This is a genomic window from Serratia sp. CY83965, from assembly GCF_052166375.1.
GTDB classification, from domain to species: domain Bacteria; phylum Pseudomonadota; class Gammaproteobacteria; order Enterobacterales; family Enterobacteriaceae; genus Serratia; species Serratia marcescens.
Genome location: NZ_JBJNOV010000001.1, coordinates 818,342 through 834,557, shown reverse-complemented (window position 1 = coordinate 834,557; position 16,216 = coordinate 818,342). Strand labels below are relative to the sequence as shown.

13 protein-coding genes are annotated in these 16,216 nt (G+C 62.3%); 8 read left to right on the top strand and 5 right to left on the bottom strand.

Annotation, left to right across the window (positions count from 1 at the left end; all coding sequences use genetic code 11):
- The 3 genes from cydC to infA all read left to right on the top strand — a co-directional run bounded on the left by cydC (nt 1) and on the right by infA (nt 2,819).
- Complete coding sequence (gene cydC / locus ACJ8PL_RS04135) at nt 1-1,740, top strand: heme ABC transporter ATP-binding protein/permease CydC (protein ID WP_116403747.1); 1,740 nt, start codon at nt 1-3, stop codon at nt 1,738-1,740.
- A 29-nt stretch (nt 1,741-1,769) separates the two neighbouring features.
- Nucleotides 1,770-2,495, top strand: coding sequence for a leucyl/phenylalanyl-tRNA--protein transferase (gene aat, locus ACJ8PL_RS04130; protein WP_079449447.1), 726 nt, complete (start codon nt 1,770-1,772; stop codon nt 2,493-2,495).
- Nucleotides 2,496-2,600: 105 nt separating this feature from the next.
- On the top strand, nt 2,601-2,819 hold the full coding sequence (gene infA, locus ACJ8PL_RS04125; protein WP_002211347.1) for a translation initiation factor IF-1: 219 nt from the start codon (nt 2,601-2,603) through the stop codon (nt 2,817-2,819).
- A 206-nt stretch (nt 2,820-3,025) separates the two neighbouring features.
- Here the strand turns inward: infA and clpA are convergent, their stop codons facing one another.
- Together clpA and clpS are read right to left on the bottom strand one after the other, a co-directional pair.
- Complete coding sequence (gene clpA, locus ACJ8PL_RS04120) at nt 3,026-5,305, bottom strand: ATP-dependent Clp protease ATP-binding subunit ClpA (protein WP_004928343.1); 2,280 nt, start codon at nt 5,303-5,305, stop codon at nt 3,026-3,028.
- Nucleotides 5,306-5,332: 27 nt separating this feature from the next.
- Entirely contained in the window at nt 5,333-5,653 is a 321-nt protein-coding gene (gene clpS / locus ACJ8PL_RS04115) for an ATP-dependent Clp protease adapter ClpS (RefSeq protein WP_004928347.1), read from the bottom strand.
- 355 nt (nt 5,654-6,008) lie between these two features.
- Between clpS and cspD the strand changes: the two genes are divergently transcribed.
- On the top strand, nt 6,009-6,230 hold the full coding sequence (gene cspD, locus ACJ8PL_RS04110; RefSeq protein WP_004928349.1) for a cold shock-like protein CspD: 222 nt from the start codon (nt 6,009-6,011) through the stop codon (nt 6,228-6,230).
- Nucleotides 6,231-6,317: 87 nt separating this feature from the next.
- On the opposite strand, the gene macB is transcribed toward cspD, so the two are convergent.
- Nucleotides 6,318-8,264: a macrolide ABC transporter ATP-binding protein/permease MacB gene (gene macB / locus ACJ8PL_RS04105; protein ID WP_079449448.1), complete on the bottom strand. Its 1,947-nt coding sequence runs from the start codon at nt 8,262-8,264 to the stop codon at nt 6,318-6,320.
- Nucleotides 8,264-9,379, bottom strand: a complete 1,116-nt coding sequence (macA, locus tag ACJ8PL_RS04100) for a macrolide transporter subunit MacA (RefSeq protein WP_028127988.1) — start codon at nt 9,377-9,379, stop codon at nt 8,264-8,266. The genes macB and macA overlap by 1 nt, the downstream gene beginning before the upstream one ends.
- 194 nt (nt 9,380-9,573) lie before the next feature.
- Between macA and ACJ8PL_RS04095 the strand changes: the two genes are divergently transcribed.
- Nucleotides 9,574-10,527 (top strand): VirK/YbjX family protein, encoded by a 954-nt coding sequence (locus ACJ8PL_RS04095; protein ID WP_016928337.1) that lies wholly within the window; start codon nt 9,574-9,576, stop codon nt 10,525-10,527.
- A 14-nt stretch (nt 10,528-10,541) separates the two neighbouring features.
- Here ACJ8PL_RS04095 and ACJ8PL_RS04090 read toward each other — a convergent pair whose 3' ends face one another.
- A complete protein-coding gene (locus ACJ8PL_RS04090) occupies nt 10,542-12,200 on the bottom strand; it encodes an ATP-dependent endonuclease (protein WP_016928338.1) in 1,659 nt (552 codons plus the stop codon).
- A gap of 187 nt (nt 12,201-12,387) precedes the next feature.
- Between ACJ8PL_RS04090 and ACJ8PL_RS04085 the strand changes: the two genes are divergently transcribed.
- The 3 genes from ACJ8PL_RS04085 (at nt 12,388) to hcr (ending at nt 16,170) form a co-directional block, all read left to right on the top strand.
- A complete protein-coding gene (locus ACJ8PL_RS04085) occupies nt 12,388-13,284 on the top strand; it encodes a lysine exporter LysO family protein (RefSeq protein WP_004928363.1) in 897 nt (298 codons plus the stop codon).
- 178 nt (nt 13,285-13,462) lie between these two features.
- A complete protein-coding gene (gene hcp, locus ACJ8PL_RS04080) occupies nt 13,463-15,112 on the top strand; it encodes a hydroxylamine reductase (RefSeq protein ID WP_079449449.1) in 1,650 nt (549 codons plus the stop codon).
- 56 nt (nt 15,113-15,168) lie between these two features.
- On the top strand, nt 15,169-16,170 hold the full coding sequence (gene hcr / locus ACJ8PL_RS04075; RefSeq protein ID WP_079449450.1) for an NADH oxidoreductase: 1,002 nt from the start codon (nt 15,169-15,171) through the stop codon (nt 16,168-16,170).
- The last annotated feature ends 46 nt before the right edge of the window (nt 16,171-16,216 follow it).

Genomic DNA, 16,216 nt, shown 5'->3' with positions numbered 1-16,216 from the left:
ATGCGCGTGTTGCTGCCGTTTTTGGCGTTGTATCGCCGCCATAGCCTGCTGATTAGCCTGGGCATCCTTTTGGCGATCGTCACTCTGCTGGCCAGCATCGGCCTGCTGGCGCTCTCCGGCTGGTTCCTGGCCGCCTCTTCGCTGGCCGGATTGGCGGGTCTGCTGACCTTCAACTACATGCTGCCCGCCGCCGGCGTGCGCGGCGCGGCGATCTTCCGCACCGCCGGGCGCTACGCCGAGCGCGTGGTCAGCCACGACGCCACCTTCCGCGTGCTGTCGCACCTGCGGGTGTTCACCTTCAGCAAGATCCTGCCGCTGACGCCGGGCGGCATCGCCCGTTTCCGCCAGGCCGACCTGCTCAACCGCCTGGTGGCGGACGTGGACACGCTGGATCATCTTTATCTGCGGGTGATCTCGCCGCTGATCAGCGCGGCGGTGGTGATCCTGGTCGTCACCTACGGTCTGAGCTGGCTGGATCCTGCGCTCGCCCTGACGCTGGGCGGCATTCTGTTGCTGCTGTTGCTGCTGGTGCCGCCGGTGTTCTATCGCGCCGGCAAACCGATCGGCGGGCAACTCACCGCCCTGCGCGGCCAATACCGCACCGACCTGACCGCCTGGCTGCAGGGGCAGGCGGAGCTGGTGGTGTTCGGCGCCGTCAACGACTTCCGCCAGACGCTGAATGCCACCGAACAGCTGTGGCAACGCCGCCAGTGGCAGCAAGCCTCGCTGAGCGGCAAGGCGCAGGCGCTGATGATCCTCGCCAGCGGGCTGACGGTGACGCTGCTGCTGTGGCTGACCGCCGCCGGCATCGGCGGCGATACCCAACCCGGCGCGCTGATCGCGCTGTTTGTCTTCGCCGCGCTGGCGTCGTTCGAAGCGCTGATGCCGGTGGCCGGCGCCTTCCAGCACCTCGGCCAGGTGATCGCCTCCGCCACGCGGGTCAAACAGATCATCGATCGCCAGCCGGAAGTCACCTTCCCCGCCGCCGGTCCGGCCGCCGCCGACCGAGCGCAGCTCAGCCTGCGGCAGCTGAGTTTCACCTACCCCGATCAGCCGCAGCCGGTGCTGCGCGACGTCACGCTCGAAGTCGCGGCCGGCGAACACATCGCCTTGCTCGGCCGCACCGGCTGCGGCAAGTCCACCCTGCTGCAGCTGCTGACCCGCGCCTGGCGCACCGACGGCGGAAAAATTCTGCTCAACGGCGAACCGCTGGAAGATTATGATGAAACCACACTGCGTCGAATGACCACGGTCGTCAGCCAGCGAGTGCATATCTTCAGCGATACGCTGCGGGAAAACCTGCGGCTGGCCGCACCGGATGCCGACGACGCTCATTTGAGTGACGTCCTGCAGCAGGTGGGGCTCGGCAAATTGCTGGCCGGCGACGGCGGGCTGAACGCCTGGCTCGGCGAAGGCGGCCGGCAGCTGTCCGGCGGCGAACAGCGCCGGCTGGGCATCGCCCGCGCGCTGCTGCATCCGGCCCCGCTGCTGTTGCTTGACGAACCGACCGAAGGGCTGGACGCCGAGACCGAGCAGCAGATCCTGGCGCTGCTGCGCCGGCATTGTCAGGGCAAGACGCTGATCCTGGTGACGCACCGCCTGTACGGCCTGGAGCATCTCGATCGCATTTGCGTAATGGATGACGGCCAAATTGTCGAACAGGGCGATCACGCCGCCCTAATGCGCCAGCAGGGCCGCTATGCCCGCTTTCGCAACCGTATCAGCAACCTGGCGCCGTAATCGGCCCGTAGAGGACGCAGAAACCCTGTATGCGCATCGTTAAGCTTTCCCCCCAGTCGCTGGCGTTTCCCTCGCCTGAGGGCGCTCTGCGCGATCCCAACGGCCTGCTGGCGATCGGCGGCGACCTGACGGCGCCGCGGCTGCTGGCAGCCTACGAGCGCGGCATCTTCCCCTGGTATTCGCCGGGAGAGGCCATACTGTGGTGGTCGCCCGACCCGCGTGCGGTGCTGTTCCCGGCCGAGTTTCATCTTAACCGCAGCCTGAAACGCTTTCTGCGCCACGATCCGTTTCGCATCACGCTTAATCACGACTTCGCCGCGGTGATCGCCGCCTGCGCCCACCGGCCGAATGAAGGCACCTGGATCGGCCCGGAGGTGCAGCGCGCCTATCAACATCTGCATCGCCTCGGCTACGCGCACTCTGTGGAGGTATGGCAGGATGATCAACTGGTCGGCGGCATGTACGGTGTGGCGCAGGGCGCGTTGTTCTGCGGCGAATCGATGTTCAGCCGCGTCACCAACGCCTCAAAATGCGCATTGATGGCCTTTTGCCGCCATTTTGCCGCTTATGGCGGGGAATTGATTGACTGCCAGGTGCTGAACGCTCACACTGCCCGCCTTGGCGCGCGTGAAATTCCGCGCCGTCAATTTTTGCAGCAGCTCAGCACCCTTCAACGGCGGCCTTTGGCACCGGCGTGCTGGGCGTCGCAAGTCATATCCCCACAGCCGGTTGAACCACCCTCCCCAGCAAACTAATTGGTGGAAACGGTGCAATGTTCACCGACACATCTTTACATAATGGGGGTTTTTCGGCATTATCTTGCCGGTTAAAAACTAAGGTAGTTAGACCTAGAGGATTCGATGGCCAAAGAAGACAATATTGAAATGCAGGGCACCGTTCTTGATACGCTGCCGAACACCATGTTCCGCGTTGAATTGGAAAACGGGCACGTGGTAACCGCACACATCTCCGGTAAAATGCGTAAAAACTATATCCGCATCCTGACGGGCGACAAAGTCACTGTAGAGCTGACCCCGTACGACCTGAGCAAAGGCCGCATTGTCTTCCGTAGCCGTTAATCGGCTCACCGCGCGCCACACGCTGGCGGCATCGAGGATGTAATCCCTCGGGAGCCCTTTCCGTTTACCCCCGCAGCGACGTTACACAACGGGTTGCAGGTGCGCAGGTAAACTGAGAGGGCTCACTCGTTTCTGTTGTACGGTGAATCTCACCCATAAAAAAAGCGATGCCGAAGCATCGCTTTTTTCTTTGCCTGAAGGCGGCCTTAGTGCACCGCGCCCTCGTCCGCTTTGCGCTTGGCGGCGCTGAGGAAGTGATAGGTCAGCTGTTTCTTGTCCTTGTCCAGCTCGACCTTCACGGAACCGCCGTCCACCAGCGAACCGAACAGCAACTCGTTGGCCAACGGTTTCTTCAGGTTTTCCTGCATGACGCGCGCCATCGGACGAGCGCCCATCGCACGGTCGTAACCCTTCACCGACAGCCAATCGCGCGCTTCGTCGCTCACTTCCAGCGAGACACCCTTCGCATCCAGCTGCGCCTGCAGTTCGACGATAAACTTGTCGACCACCTGCTGGATCACCTCGGTAGACAGATGGTTGAACCAGATGATGTTGTCCAGACGGTTGCGGAATTCCGGCGTAAACACCTTCTTGATCTCTTCCATCGCGTCGGTGCTGTTGTCCTGCTGCACCAGACCAATCGACTTGCGTTCGGTTTCCCGCACCCCGGCGTTGGTGGTCATCACCAGGATCACATTGCGGAAGTCCGCCTTGCGGCCGTTGTTGTCGGTCAGCGTACCGTTATCCATCACCTGCAACAGCAGGTTGAACACGTCCGGGTGCGCCTTCTCGATCTCATCGAGCAGCACCACCGCATGCGGATGCTTGATCACCGCATCGGTCAGCAGCCCGCCCTGATCGTAACCGACGTAGCCCGGAGGCGCGCCGATCAGGCGGCTGACGGTATGCCGCTCCATGTACTCGGACATGTCGAAACGCAGCAGCTCGATATCCATCGCCTTGGCCAACTGAACGGTGACCTCGGTTTTCCCGACCCCGGTCGGCCCGGCGAACAGGAAGGAACCGACCGGCTTGCGCTCGTGGCCCAGACCGGCGCGGCTCATCTTGATCGCTTCGGTCAGCGCTTCGATCGCCTGATCCTGGCCGAATACCAGCATCTTCAAGCGATCGCCCAGGTTTCTCAGCACGTCGCGATCGCTGGCCGACACGGTTTTCTCTGGAATGCGCGCGATACGCGCCACCACGGATTCGATATCGGCCACGTTAACGGTTTTCTTGCGCTTGCTGGCCGGCATCAACCGGCTGCGGGCGCCCGCCTCGTCAATCACGTCGATCGCCTTGTCCGGCAGATGGCGATCGTTAATGTATTTCACCGACAGCTCCACCGCGGCGCGGATCGCCTTGGCGGTATAACGCACGTCGTGGTGCGCTTCATACTTGGCCTTCAGGCCGTTGATGATCTGAACGGTCTCTTCCGCCGTCGGTTCGGTGATATCGATCTTCTGGAAGCGGCGCGCCAAAGCGCGATCCTTTTCGAAGATGTTGCTGAACTCCTGGTAGGTGGTCGAGCCGATCACCCGGATCTTGCCGCTCGACAGCAGCGGTTTGATCAGGTTGGCGGCATCCACTTGCCCACCGGAAGCCGCACCGGCGCCGATGATGGTATGAATTTCATCGATGAACAGGATGCTGTTCTGATCCTGCTCCAGCTGCTTGAGCAGCGCCTTGAAGCGTTTCTCGAAGTCGCCGCGGTATTTGGTGCCGGCCAGCAGTGAACCGATATCCAGCGAATACAGCGTGCAGTCCGCCATCACTTCCGGCACGTCGCCCTGCACGATACGCCAGGCCAGACCTTCGGCGATGGCGGTCTTGCCCACGCCGGATTCGCCGACCAGCAACGGGTTGTTTTTACGACGGCGGCACAGCACCTGAATCGCGCGCTCCAGCTCACGATCGCGGCCGATCAGCGGATCGATGCCGCCCACACGGGCCAACTGATTGAGGTTGGTGGTGAAGTTTTCCATACGGTCTTCCCCTCCGGACTGCTCTTCGTTCACCGGGTTTTCCGCATTCGGCGCTTGGCCCGGCTCGTCTTTACGCGTGCCATGTGAAATGAAGTTCACCACGTCGAGACGGCTGACGTCGTGCTTGCGCAGCAGATAAGCCGCCTGCGACTCCTGCTCGCTGAAGATGGCCACCAACACGTTGGCGCCGGACACTTCGCTGCGGCCGGAAGATTGCACATGGAAGACCGCGCGCTGCAACACGCGCTGGAAGCTGAGCGTCGGCTGAGTGTCGCGCTCCTCTTCGCCGGCGGGCAGCGTCGGTGTGGTTTGTTCGATGAAGGCTTCCAGCTCCTGGCGCAACGCGGCCAGATCCACCGTACATGCCTCGAGCGCTTCTCGCGCGGCAGGGTTGCTCAGCAACGCCAGCAACAGGTGCTCCACGGTCATAAACTCGTGTCTGTGCTCACGCGCCCTGGCGAAAGCCATGTTGAGACTGAGTTCCAGTTCTTGATTGAGCATAAGCACCTCCCCAATAGATTGCCTTATTCAGGCTTTTTCCAGCGTACAAAGCAACGGATGCTCGTTCTCCCTTGCGTACCGGTTCACATGGACGACTTTGGTTTCCGCCACCTCGGCGGTAAAAACACCACAGATCGCCTTGCCTTGATAGTGGACCGTGAGCATCAGTTGCGTTGCGCGTTCAATATCATAAGAAAAGAACTTTTGCAGAACGTCAATCACAAATTCCATCGGTGTGTAATCGTCGTTGTTAAGTATAACTTTATACATAGACGGCGGTTTTACCGCATCGATTTGTTTTTCTTCGGCCAAGTGTTCAAAGTTTAGCCAGTCGTTGTTATTGCCCATCGCTGCTCATCTTCTCTGCTCTGCCCTCTGATATGGGGGCAGGTTTCGGTTATTCAAAGTGGGGATAGTTACTATTTTATCATCTTCGGCATCGTCCCGCCGCACTGTAACGTGCGCAAAAAAACGGGCCAATTGTGACTGAATCGTGGCAATAGCGTTACCTGCTTCAAACTTTGGTGAACTGCTCCCCGCCGACAAAAGCCGATCCCTTGACGCCCCGATCATTTGCTCTAGAGTGTAAATTCGTGGCTGGTGGTCTTTTAACCACCCCTTGTCCACCCTGCTACCCGCCCACGGCGGGTGCGAATTCAGTTATTCATCTCACTTAAAATAGCGTTGCGAGGGATGTAAAAGCATGGAGACGGGTACTGTTAAATGGTTTAACAACGCCAAAGGCTTTGGCTTCATCTGCCCAGCCGGCGGCGGCGAAGATATTTTCGCGCATTATTCCACCATCAAGATGGATGGTTACAGAACGTTGAAGGCGGGCCAGCAGGTCAGCTTCGACGTGCATCAAGGGCCGAAAGGGAACCATGCCAGTCTTATTGTGCCGGTGGAAAGCGAGGCGCTGTCCTGAACGCTTCCGGCAGCGTCGCGCTGCCTTGCCCCTGACTGCGATAAAAATGCCAGCCGCCGTGTGACTGGCATTTTTTATGCCCTTTACTTACTCGCGCGCCAGCGCATCGATCGGATTCAGCCGCGCGGCATTGCGCGCCGGCAGATAGCCGAACACCACGCCGATGCCGGTAGAACAGAGAAACGCGCTCAGCAACGCCGCCGGCGGGAAACTGATCTGCCAACCCGGCAACACCAACTGCACCGCCAGGCCGATGGCGAACGACAGCGTAATCCCCAGCGCGCCCCCCACCAGGCAGACCAATACCGCCTCGATCAGGAACTGCTGCAACACGTCGCCGGAACGCGCGCCCACCGCCATGCGGATGCCGATCTCGCGCGTGCGCTCGGTTACCGACACCAGCATGATGTTCATCACGCCGATGCCGCCGACCACCAGTGAGATCACCGCCACCAGCGTCAGGAACAGCTGCAGCGTGCGGGTGGTTTTCTCCGCGGTTTGCACCAGGCTGTCCATGTTATAGGTGAAGAAATCCTTTTTACCGTGGCGCAGCGTCAACAGGCGCGACAGCTGTTGTTCCGCTTCCTTGCTGTCGTAACCGTCACGGATGCGCACGGTGATCGAGTCGAAATAGCTGTTGCCCATCAGCCGGTTGGCCATGGTGCTGTACGGCACCCACACGTTCAGCGTCTTGCTGCTGCCGAACATCGACTGCTTCTCCTTGGCCACGCCAACCACCGTCGCCGGCATGTTGCCCACCAGGATAACTTCCCCCACCACGTTCTTCTGGTGCGGGAACAGCCGCCGTTGGGTATTGGCGTCGATCACCACCGTTTGCGCCTGCGACTGCACCTGCATCGGATCGATGCCGACGCCCTGGGTAAAGCTCATGCCGTACACGCGGAAGAACTGCTCGCTGACGCCGTTGACGTTGGCCGCCGCATCGACGTTGCCCAAGCGCAGCCGCATGCTGCTGCTGATGCTCGGCGACAGCGCGCTGATGTACGGCTGTTCGCGCAGCGCGTCGAGATCGCCGTATTTCAACGATTGCCGATAGGTCGGATCGTCGTCGCCGAAATCCTTGCCGGGATAAATATCGACAGTATTGGTGCCGATGGATTTGATGTCCGCCAGCACCATCTGCTTGGCGGCGTCGCCGATCACCAGGATCGACACCACCGAGGCGATGCCGATAATGATGCCGAGCATGGTCAGCGCGGTGCGCATCTTGTTGGCCGCCATCGCGCGCCAGGCCATGATCAGCGCCTCGCGGAAACGGCCGCCCATCTGCCGCCAGGAAGGCGCCGTTGCGGCCAGCGCCAGCGGATTGGCCTGCACACTCTCCGGCGGCGCCGGGCGCGAGTCGGCGATGATCTCGCCGTCGCGGATCTCGATGATTCGCTCCGCCTGGCGCGCCACCGCCGGATCGTGAGTCACCAGGATCACCGTGTGCCCCTGGGCGCACAGCTGTTTGAGGATCGCCATCACCTCTTCGCCGGAGTGGCTGTCCAGCGCGCCGGTCGGCTCATCCGCCAGGATCACCTGCCCGCCGTTCATCAACGCGCGGGCGATACTGACGCGCTGCTGCTGGCCGCCGGAAAGCTGGCTCGGCCGATAGTTGACGCGCTCCCCCAGCCCCAACCGCCGCAACAGCGCCTCCGCCCGTTCGCGCCGCGCCGCTTTGCCCAGCCCGGCGTACACCGCCGGCACCTCGACGTTGTGCGCCGCGCTCAGGTGCGGCAGCAGATGGTAGCGTTGAAAGATAAAGCCGAAATGCTCGCGCCGCAGCTGCGCCAACGCATCGTCGCTCAGCGTCGCCACATCTTGCCCGGCCACCCGATACACGCCGGCGCTCGGCTTGTCCAGACAGCCGAGAATGTTCATCAGCGTCGATTTGCCGGAGCCGGAAGCCCCCATGATCGCCACCATTTCACCGGCGTCGATGCTCAGACTGATCCCCTTCAGCACCTCGACCGTCTGCTCGCCGGAACGGTAGCTGCGGCGAATGCCGCTCAGCTGCAACAGCGCCGCCATCAGCCGGCCTCCACGCCGCCGCGGCTGACGATCACCTCATCGCCCGCCTCAAGCCCGCGGAGGATCTGCACGTCGATATTGTTGCGCAGGCCGATGGCCACCTCGCGCTTCTCTTCCTTGCCCTGTTTCAACACCGAGACGTGGTAGCGATTGTCGGCGATCTGATCGCCCAGCGCCGCCAGCGGGATCACCAGCGCCTGCTGGACGCCGGCCAGCTGAATATGCACCTGCGCCGTCATTTGCAAGCGCAGCAGCCTTTCCGGGTTGGGCACTTCGAAACGCGCATAATAGAAGATGGCGTTGTTGACCTTTTCCGGCGTCGGCTGAATGTCTTTCAGCACGCCGTCGAAGCGCCGGGTCGGATCGCCCAGCACCGTGAACCAGGCCTTCTGACCTGGCTTGAGGTTAATGACGTCGGCCTCCGACACCTGCGCCTTCACCAGCATGGTGCCGAGATCCGCCAGCGTCAGAATGTTCGGCGCCTGCTGCGCCGCGATCACCGTCTGGCCCTGCAGCGTGGTGATCTGCACCACGTCGCCATCCATCGGCGCTTCGATGCGGGTGTAGGCCAGGTTGATCTTGGCGGTGTCCAGGCTGGCCTGATTCCGCGCGATCTGCGCATTGATGGTGCCCACCTGCGCCTTCTTCACCGCCAACTGCGTCGCCGCCTGATCCAGATCCTGACGCGACACCGCCTGCAGCCTGGCCAGCGCCTGGTTGCGCTGCAGCGTGACCGCCGCCAGTTGCTGTTCGGCCTGCGCCTGCAGCAGTTGCGCATGCAGTTCGCGCAGCGTCGCCTCGCCTTCGCGAATGCTGTTCTGCGCCTGTTGCGGATCGATAACCCCCAGCAACTGGCCTTTTTTCACCTTGTCGCCGATCTCGACATACAGTTTTTCCAACTGCCCGCTGACCTGCGCGCCGACGTCAACCTTGCGCACCGCGTCCAGCTGGCCGGTCGCCAACACGTTCTGCTGCAGATCGCGTTTTGTGACCTTCACCGTTTTGAAATCGGTCGGCGCCGGATGGCGGAAGTGCCAAACGGCCGCCGCGGCAATCGCCGCAATCACCGCCAGAACGAGTATCCAGCGGCGTTTATGTCCTTTAAACCCTGTCAAAATGGACCTGCCTGTGCTTGTGAATATCAACCGCCCATTGCGGCGGCGGAGCTAAATTAGCATGCAACGTAGGGAATAACTAAACCTTAGCTCAACACAATGTGGAGACACGCCTGGTTACAGTTCAGCATTGAACTCCCGTTTAGTGAAACCTTGATGAAATAACGCCATTCAACACAGCCAAGGATTTCATCATGTCACAGCTCAGCTACCCACTCGCCTCCGCCCGGCCGCTTAACGGCTGGCAACTGATGACGGCGCTGATCAATGGCGAAAAGGCACCGAGCAACGCCTGGAAAAAAACCTCGTTTCGCCTGAAGTTTCTCGGCCGTTCGCTGCTCAACTGGCGCACCACCAGCGGCCTGCTCAGCACCCTGGCCAGCAACCCGCTGCGGGAGGAGATCCTGAGCGCGCAGCCGAACCTGCCGTGCAAGCTGCATCGCCCCTACCTGGCGGCCAACATGAGCAAGATCGAATGCCTGTTCGCCCTGCGCGATCATTACGATCTCATCGTGCAGCGCATGCCGCTGAAGATGCGTCTCGGCCACCTCGGCCCACAGCCTTTCGTGCTGGCCCGCGCGATGGGCAAAAACGAAGCGCCGATCGCGCTGGAACTGGCGGCGATCGACAAACTGAATAAGGAAGGGGAAGCCACGCTGCTGCTGCGCAACGCCAACGGCGTGATGCTGGCGGAAATCACCTTTGCGCTGATGCATTATCAGCAGCAGCCGACGCTGTTCATCGGCGGCCTGCAGGGCGCGAACCATGAGGTGCCGCACGCCGAGATCCAGCACACCACCAAGGAGTGTCACGGTCTGTTCCCTAAACGGCTGGTGCTGGAAGGCATTTGCACGCTGGCGCGGCATCTCGGCATCCGCCAGATTGTAGCCGTCGGCAATGCCACCCATATCTATCAAAACTGGCGTTACCAGAGTAAGAAGAAGGGCCAACTGCACGCCGATTACGATCAGTTCTGGCTGTCGATGGGCGCCAAACCGCTCGACAGCGGCTATTTCCTGCTGCCCGAGCGCATCGCCCGCAAACCTATCGAAGAGATTGCCAGCAAGAAGCGCGCCGAGTATCGCCGTCGCTATCAGCTGCTGGACGCGCTGGAACAGGAATTGGCGGCGCATTTCTGCGCCCGATGACGCCCGGCGGGCTGTCAGTCCGCCCGGCCGCGCGCCAGCCAGATTACCCGTGAGAACATTTTCTTCAGCAGCGGCGGCACCGAGTCCGTGCCCCATTCGCCGGCCTGCATCGCGACCTCAATCGCCAGATCCGGTTTCGACGAATGGTGAACCGCTTTCAGGATCACCTTGCGCACCGGCATCTGCGCGTTGAGCGGCACCGACGCCATTCGGTGATAAACCGGGCCGAACCCTTCGCGGAACATGAAGTGCTCCATGTCCGGCGCCGGCAGCGCGGTCAGCCGATCGCGTTCGTTGTCTTCATGATTGTCCAGCAGGCTGCGCACGGTATTGGCGTACTTTTTGCCTGCCTCGTCGCCGTCCACCAGCGCATGCCACTCGATGCCCATGCGGCGGGCGAAGCGCAGCAGCGGCTTCAGGCCGCACTGGGCGAATTCGATGACCCTCACCCCTTCCGCCTCGAAATGATAGCCGCACTGGCGCGCCAGCTCGTTCAGCAGCCACACTTCGGTCTCGCCTTCCACCAGCAGCCAGCAGCGGGCGAACAGCGACGACGGCCGGTTGAAACGGATGTGAAACGCGATGCGCCGCCCGTCTTCGGCGCTCAGCCCGCGCGGCCCGAGACGGTAGGTCGCAACCCGCCCCGACTCGCGCACTAGCCGGCAGACGTGCTCCACCGGCACCAGCGACACCAGTTCGCTGGAGTTGGTGGTGGTGATGCGCTGCAGCGGCAGCTGATTGAGCAGCCCCCAGGCCACCGACAGCATGATCGGGTGCAGGCGAGTTTCCGGGTCCTCCACCAGCAACAGCGGCCGGGCATGGGGATCCAGCTTGACGTCGCCCTTGGCCTGCAGCAGGGTGGAAAACATCCCCAGCAGGATCAGGCGCATGCTGCGGCTGTTCGGCTCGGCCACCATGCGGTTGATGCCGTCCAGCGCGCGCCAGGCGTCCTGCTCCGGTTCACCGCCGCGGCGGCGCGGCCGCGTCACCTGCGAACTCTGCTCGGCGAAATAGTGCTCCAGCAGTTGCTGCATCGCCGCCAGCCCCTGGCGCAGCTCACCGTTGGTCAGCTTCTGCGGATTGCGCACCAGCTCGCGCGTCAGTTGATCCAACTGCTGCGCCAGCGCCTGGGTATCGGGTTTGCGTTCATCGCCGAGGCTGCTGGGGCGCAGACGACGAATAAAGCGCGCGTCGCGCAGGCGCAATACCGGATGGATCCGGATAATGGCGTGGGCCAGTTGTTCGATATGGTGCAGTTGAAAGGCGTTGCCGTCGGCGTCGAGAAAACCGCGCCAGGTGCACACCGTGCCGTCGTCGGCCAGCTCGCCCTCGCAGCGGTAATGAATGCGGCTCAGGCCATCTTCGCCCTTGACCCACAGCGGCGTCAGGTGGCGATAGCGCGGCAGGTGCGCATGGCCGATGTCTTTTTCGCAGAAGGTGAACACCACCTGCAGGTGGCGCTCTTTGGCTGACTCTTCACCGGGGGGGAAATGGAAATCGTGCGCCTCAAACCGATACAGCTTCTGCTCCGGCGCCAGCAGCAGCGTCAGCGCATCCAGCAGGCTGGATTTACCCCAGGCGTTTTCGCCGAGCAACAGCGTGTTGTCGTCCAGCATCAGCGACAGCCGATTAATGCCGCGAAAACCTACAATTTCGATACGCTCCAAGAACATCCGCCGCCTCCCGTGCGCGCCGTCGCCTCTTCAATGAGGCGACCTTCACAGAGCATGGTCAAAAAACCCCTTGCAGGTCAAGCGGACAGCGTCAAATCTGCAGCTTTACTCCGGCCGGGCTTTTGGTTAGCGTGTGCTCCTCGCCGCCGTTCGGCGCGCCTCAAAACTCAAGGACACAAGCTGCACCATGTACTCAGGACTGTTGATTATTCTGTTACCGCTGATTGTCGGTTACCTCATTCCCTTACGCCATCGCCCGCTGCTGGTGCTGATCAACCGGCTGCTCAGTTGGATGGTGTACGTGATCCTGTTTTTCATGGGCATCAGCCTGGCGTTTATGGAAGATCTCAGCAGCAACCTGGTGCTGATCTTCCAGTACAGCGCGGTGTTCTTCTTCTGCATTCTCTGCGCCAATCTGCTGTTGCTGGCGCTGCTGGAGCGGCGCATGCCGTGGCGCAGCAGCCATAAACAGGAAAAGCTGCCTTCGCGCGTGCACATGGCGCTGGAGTCGCTCAAGCTGTGCGGCGTGGTGCTCGGCGGCTTCCTGCTCGGCCTGACGCAGTGGCAATGGCTGCAGTTCGCCCATAAAGGCAGCGAATATGCGCTGATCTTCCTGCTGTTGCTGGTCGGCATTCAGCTGCGCAACAGCGGCATGACGCTGCGCCAGATCGTGCTCAACCGCCGCGGCACGCTGGTGGCGTTGGTGGTGACCGTCGCGTCGCTGGCCGGCGGCGCGCTGGCGGCGCAGCTGCTGGGGCTGCCGGTCAAGGCCGGGCTGGCGATGGCCTCCGGCTTCGGCTGGTACTCGCTGTCCGGCATTCTGATCACCGACGCCTATGGCCCGGTGATGGGCAGCGCCGCGTTCTTCAACGATCTGGCGCGCGAGCTGGTGGCGATCATGCTGATCCCGACGCTGGTGCGCCGCAGCCGCTCCACCGCCCTCGGCCTGTGCGGCGCCACCTCGATGGACTTCACCTTGCCGGTGCTGCAGCGCAGCGGCGGACTGGACATGGTGCCCCCCGCCATCGTCCACGGCTTCCTGCTGAGCCTGCTGGCGCCGGTGCTGATCGCCCTGTTCTCCTGATCCTTTCCCTTGGGGGCCCCCGGCCCCCAAAGCGTAATAATTCCCATCCGCACGGCAAAATTGCGCTAAATCAAACTTGCCCGCAGTAGTCGCACAAAAGCCTTTTGCAACCCCGATCGCCGATCTATGCTTTTAAATAAGCATTACAAATGCAACTTTAAAATAAAAGGAAGCGACTATGTTCTGTGTGCAATGTGAACAAACCATCCGTACCCCGGCAGGCAACGGCTGCGCGTATGCTCAGGGCATGTGCGGCAAAACGGCGGAAACCTCCGACCTGCAGGATCTGCTGGTGGCGGCGCTGCAGGGCCTCTCCGCCTGGGCGTTGCAGGCGCGTTCGCTGGGCATCGTCGACCACGAGATCGACAGCTTCGCCCCGCGCGCCTTCTTCTCCACCCTGACCAACGTCAACTTCGATTCCCAGCGCATCATCGGCTACGCGCGGGAAACTCTGCTGCTGCGCGACTCGCTGGCCGCCCGTTGCCGGTTGCTGGATGCCGGCGTGCGCGTCGATCACCCGATGGCGGCGCTGCAGTTGGCCGGCGACGATATGCCTGCGCTGCTGCAACAGGCGGCGCAGTTTGCCCTCGACAGCGACAAGGCCGAGGTCGGCGACGACGTACACGGTTTGCGCCTGCTGTGCCTGTATGGCCTGAAAGGCGCGGCGGCCTATATGGAACACGCACACGTGCTCGGCCAGTTCGACGAGCAACTCTATGCCGACTACCACGCCTTTATGGCCTGGCTCGGCACCCGGCCGCGCGACGTCGACACCCTGCTGAACAACGCCATGGGCATCGGCAAGATGAACTTCAACGTGATGGCGATCCTCGATCGCGGTGAAACCCAGGCCTACGGCGATCCGCAGCCCAGCGCGGTCAACGTGCGCCCGGTGGCCGGGAAAGCCATCCTGATTTCCGGGCACGATCTGAAAGATCTGCGCATGCTGCTCGAGCAAACCGAAGGACAAAACGTCAACGTCTACACCCACGGTGAAATGCTGCCGGCGCACGGCTATCCGGAACTGAAAAAATTCAAGCATCTGGTGGGCAACTACGGCAGCGGCTGGCAGAACCAGCAGACGGAATTCGCCAAATTCCCCGGCCCGATCGTGATGACCTCCAACTGCATCATCGATCCTAACGTCGGCAACTACGGCGATCGCATCTGGACCCGCAGCATCGTCGGCTGGCCGGGTGTCAATCATCTGGAAGGCGACGACTTCGGCGCCGTGATCCGCCAGGCCCAGGGCATGAACGGTTTCCCTTATACCGAGATCGAGCACCTGATCACCGTCGGCTTCGGCCGCCAGACGCTGCTGAACGCCGCCGATACGGTGATCGATCTGGTGTCGCAGAAAAAACTGCGCCACGTCTTCCTGGTCGGCGGCTGCGACGGCAGCCGCGACGAGCGCAGCTACTTCACCGACTTCGCCCGCACCGTGCCGCAAGACTGCCTGATCATGACGCTGGCCTGCGGCAAGTACCGTTTCAACAAGCTGGACTTCGGCACGCTGGAGGGGTTGCCGCGCCTGCTGGACGTCGGCCAGTGCAACGACGCCTACTCCGCCATCATGCTGGCGGTCAAGCTGGCGGACACGCTCGGCTGCAGCGTCAACGAGCTGCCGCTGAGTCTGGTGCTGTCGTGGTTTGAACAGAAGGCGATCGTCATTCTGCTGACGCTGCTGTCGCTGGGGGTGAAAAACATCGTCACCGGCCCGACCGCGCCGGGCTTCCTGACCGACAATCTGATGGCGATCCTCAACGAGAAATTCGGCCTGCGTCCGATCACCACCGTCGAGCAGGATATCGCAGCGCTGCTCGCCTGATGCCGTTACGTTATGGGGCCGCCTGCGCCGGCCCCTTTGTTTTTTGAGGTGCCCCGATGACTCAACCCACTCCGCTTTGCCCGAACCGCATGCAGGTGCATTCCATCCAGCGTGAAACCGCCGACGTCTGGACGCTGAACCTGATCTGCGACGTTTTCTATCCTTACCAGGCCGGCCAGTTCGCGCTGGTCAGCATCCGCAACAGCGAGGAGACGCTGCGCGCCTATACGCTCTCCTCCTCGCCCGGCCAGAGCCGCTTTCTCAGCATCAGCGTGCGCTGCCTGCCGGACGGCGTCGGATCGCGCTGGCTGACGCAAGAGGTCAAGCCCGGCAACACGCTGTGGCTGTCCGACGCGCAGGGCGAATTCAGCTGCGAGCGCCACCCGGCCGATCGTTATCTGATGCTGGCCGCCGGCTGCGGCGTGACGCCGATCGTCTCGATGTGCCGCTGGCTGACCGCCAACCGCCCGGCCTGCGATATCGCCGCGATCGTTAACGTGCGCACCCCCGCCGACACGATTTTCGCCGCTCAATGGCGCGCGCTGTGCGCCGCCCATCCGCAGCTGCGCCTGACGCTGATGGCCGAGCAGGATCTGCAACCCGGCTACCTCAGCGGCCGCATCAATGAGCAGACGCTGCGGCAGGCGGCGCCGGATATCGCCGAACGCACGGTGATGACCTGCGGCCCCGCGCCCTACATGGATCAGGTGGAGCTGCTTTGCCGCCGGCTCGGCGTGCCGGCCGAGCGTTTCCATAAAGAGCTGTTCCACACGCCGACGGCGCAGGCCAACGCCACCGAAGGGCTGACGCTGCGCGCCGCCCGCCCGCTGCGCGAATTCCGCGTGCCGGTCGGCAGCACGCTGCTGGCGGCGATGGAGGCCCATGCCCTGCCGGTCAACGCCGCCTGCCGCGCCGGGGTGTGCGGCTCGTGCAAAACCCGCATCCTCGAGGGCGACTACACCACCACCAGCACCATGACGCTGAGCGCGGAAGAAATCGCGCAGGGCTACGTGCTGGCCTGCAGTTGCCGGCTGCAGGGCGACGTCACATTGGCGTGATCCCCTATAGCCCCATCACCGCGATGGGGCATTTATCGGCAAGCTC

Excerpts from the sequence above, each read along its gene's own strand:
- clpA (WP_004928343.1), bottom strand. The coding sequence starts at position 5,305 with ATGCTCAATCAAGAACTGGAACTCAGTCTCAACATGGCTTTCGCCAGG.
- aat (WP_079449447.1), top strand. The coding sequence starts at position 1,770 with ATGCGCATCGTTAAGCTTTCCCCCCAGTCGCTGGCGTTTCCCTCGCCT.
- infA (WP_002211347.1), top strand. The coding sequence starts at position 2,601 with ATGGCCAAAGAAGACAATATTGAAATGCAGGGCACCGTTCTTGATACG.
- cspD (WP_004928349.1), top strand. The coding sequence starts at position 6,009 with ATGGAGACGGGTACTGTTAAATGGTTTAACAACGCCAAAGGCTTTGGC.
- ACJ8PL_RS04085 (WP_004928363.1), top strand. The coding sequence starts at position 12,388 with ATGTACTCAGGACTGTTGATTATTCTGTTACCGCTGATTGTCGGTTAC.
- cydC (WP_116403747.1), top strand. The coding sequence starts at position 1 with ATGCGCGTGTTGCTGCCGTTTTTGGCGTTGTATCGCCGCCATAGCCTG.
- ACJ8PL_RS04095 (WP_016928337.1), top strand. The coding sequence starts at position 9,574 with ATGTCACAGCTCAGCTACCCACTCGCCTCCGCCCGGCCGCTTAACGGC.
- ACJ8PL_RS04090 (WP_016928338.1), bottom strand. The coding sequence starts at position 12,200 with ATGTTCTTGGAGCGTATCGAAATTGTAGGTTTTCGCGGCATTAATCGG.
- macB (WP_079449448.1), bottom strand. The coding sequence starts at position 8,264 with ATGGCGGCGCTGTTGCAGCTGAGCGGCATTCGCCGCAGCTACCGTTCC.
- hcr (WP_079449450.1), top strand. The coding sequence starts at position 15,169 with ATGACTCAACCCACTCCGCTTTGCCCGAACCGCATGCAGGTGCATTCC.
- hcp (WP_079449449.1), top strand. The coding sequence starts at position 13,463 with ATGTTCTGTGTGCAATGTGAACAAACCATCCGTACCCCGGCAGGCAAC.
- clpS (WP_004928347.1), bottom strand. The coding sequence starts at position 5,653 with ATGGGCAATAACAACGACTGGCTAAACTTTGAACACTTGGCCGAAGAA.